The following is a 2,270-nucleotide window of genomic DNA, read 5'->3' on the forward strand; positions in this document are numbered from 1 at the left end:
ACCCCAGCCCCGATCGGAGGAGAGCGCGTGGAGTTCGCCGCGATCGACGCGCTGCGCGAGCGGCATCCCGCGTGGCGGATGCTCCGCGCCACCCACGCGCCGCTGCTGCTGTCCTTCCTCGGCCGCTTCTTCGTGGAGGAGGGGCGCGGCGCCAGCCCCGAGGGGACCCTGGTCGACGCGCTGGACGACGAGCTCTACCTGCTCAACTCCGAGGAACCGGACACTCCCCGCTTCCTGCGCCCGGCCGCCGACTACCTCGCGGACTGGGCCTCGACGGATGCCGGCTACCTGCGCCGGTTCTACCCGCTCGGCACCGACGAGATCCACTACGACGCCACCCCGGCGCTGGAGAAGGCGTACGCGTGGGTGCAGAGCCTGCAGGTGCGGCAGTTCGTCGGCACGGAGTCGCGGCTCCAGACGGCCATCGAGCTGCTGCGCCAGATCGCCCAGGGCACGGAGGTGGACCCCGAGGTGCGCCTGCAGGAGCTCGGGCGCCGCAAGCAGGAGATCGAGCGCGAGATCGCCCAGATCCAGCAGGATCCGGGGGCGGGCCTGCTGGACATCACCGCCGTCCGGGACCGCTACCAGCAGTTCGCCTCCACCGCCCGCGACCTGCTCAGCGACTTCCGTGAGGTCGAGGACAACTTCCGCGCGCTCGACCGCTCGGCCCGCGAGCGGATCGCCACCTGGGAGGGGAACAAGGGCGAGCTGCTGGAGGAGCTGGTGACCGGTCGCAGCCGGATCGACTCCTCCGATCAGGGACGCAGCTTCCAGGCGTTCTACGACCTCCTGCTCTCCTCGTCGAGCCAGGATGAGCTGTCAGTGCTGCTCGACAGGCTTACGTCCATCGAGGACCTGGGGGCGGACCGGCGCATCCGCACCGTGCACCACGGCTGGGCCGAGGCGGCCGAGCGCACCCAGATGACGGTCCGGCAGATCTCGGAGCAGCTCCGCCGGTTCACCGACGACCAGATCTGGCTGGAGAACAGGCGGGTGCTGGACCTGGTCCGCGAGATCGAGGCCACCGCGCTCACGCTCCGCGGGGGTCCGCCGCCGGACGTGGGGCTCGAGCTGGAACAGACGGGCGTGGACGTGGCCCTGCCCACCGAACGGCCGCTCCACAGCGTGCGCCCCGCCGCCGAGGTGGACAGCCTCCTCCCGCCCGCCCGGCAGGAGGAGGTGGACACCTCGGTCCTCGCCCAGCAGGTGATCGTCGACCCGGCCCGGCTCGCCGCGCGGCTGCGGTCGCTCGTCCCCGAGCGCGGCACTGCCCTGCTCGAGGACGTGATCGCCATGTACCCCGTCGAACACGGCGCCGCCGAACTGGTGGGGTACCTGGCGCTGGACAGCGAGGACATCGAGGTCACCGCGGACGAGACGGAGCAGACCGTGATCTCCTACGACGAGGCCGGCCGACCGATGCGGGCCCGGATGCCCCGCGTGGAGGTGCGGCGCCGATGACGCCGGAGGAGCGCGCCGTCGCGACCAGCGCCATCCGCCTCATGCAGGGGGTGGTCTACCAGGAGTCCGACGCGTGGGAGGACCTCCTGCGGCACCGCGGTGCGGTGCGGGACCACTTCGCCGTGATCGGCCTGGACGTGGTGGTGGACGCCGACGAGGGCTACGCGTACCTGCGCACGAGAGAACCCGACGACGGCGAGGACCCCTTACCCCGCGTGATCAGGCGCCGGGCCCTCACCTACGCGGACAGTCTGCTGCTGGTCCTGCTGCGCAAGCGGATGGTGGAGTTCGAGTCGGCCGGGGACCAGGGCCAGCTGGTGCTCACGTCGGACGAGATCGCCGAGATGATCCAGCTGTTCCTGGCCCGCAGCACCGACGAGGCCCGGGTGCTCAAGCAGGTGGACACGTCGATCAACCGGCTGGTGGCCATGGGATTCCTGCGACAGCTCCGGGGCCGCCGCGACACGTGGGAGGTCCGCCGGATCCTCAAGGCCTACGTGGACGGTCAGACGCTCTCGGATTTCGCGGCCAGGTTGGCCGAGTACGCCGACGGGGGACACGACGATGACTGACGCGCTGTTCTCCTCGGTGGACCTCGCCGCGCCCGGCCGGCCGGGGTTCCGGCTCGCCCGGCTGGAGGTGCTCAACTGGGGCACGTTCGACCAGCGCGTCTGGCGGCTGGAGCCCGGCGGGGAGACGCTCCTGCTCACCGGCGACATCGGCAGCGGCAAGTCCACGCTCGTCGACGCGGTGAGCACCCTCATGCTTCCGTCGCACCGCATCGACTACAACAAGGCGGCCGGCGCCTC

Annotated in this window: 3 protein-coding genes; all 3 read left to right on the plus strand. The window is 71.4% G+C overall.

Translation table 11 applies throughout. The features are described from left to right. Nucleotides 1-27 precede the first annotated feature (27 nt). Nucleotides 28-1,461 (plus strand): DUF3375 domain-containing protein, encoded by a 1,434-nt coding sequence (locus B4M60_RS04360; RefSeq protein WP_291080646.1) that lies wholly within the window; start codon nucleotides 28-30, stop codon nucleotides 1,459-1,461. Then, nucleotides 1,458-2,033 (plus strand): DUF4194 domain-containing protein, encoded by a 576-nt coding sequence (locus tag B4M60_RS04365; protein ID WP_291080636.1) that lies wholly within the window; start codon nucleotides 1,458-1,460, stop codon nucleotides 2,031-2,033. The genes B4M60_RS04360 and B4M60_RS04365 overlap by 4 nt, the downstream gene beginning before the upstream one ends. After that, nucleotides 2,026-2,270: ATP-binding protein (locus B4M60_RS04370; protein WP_291080638.1), on the plus strand; the 245-nt coding region annotated here is incomplete at its 3' end. The genes B4M60_RS04365 and B4M60_RS04370, both read left to right, overlap by 8 nt.

This window comes from Dietzia sp. UBA5065, from assembly GCA_002415925.1.
In the GTDB taxonomy this organism is placed as follows: Bacteria; Actinomycetota; Actinomycetes; order Mycobacteriales; family Mycobacteriaceae; genus Dietzia.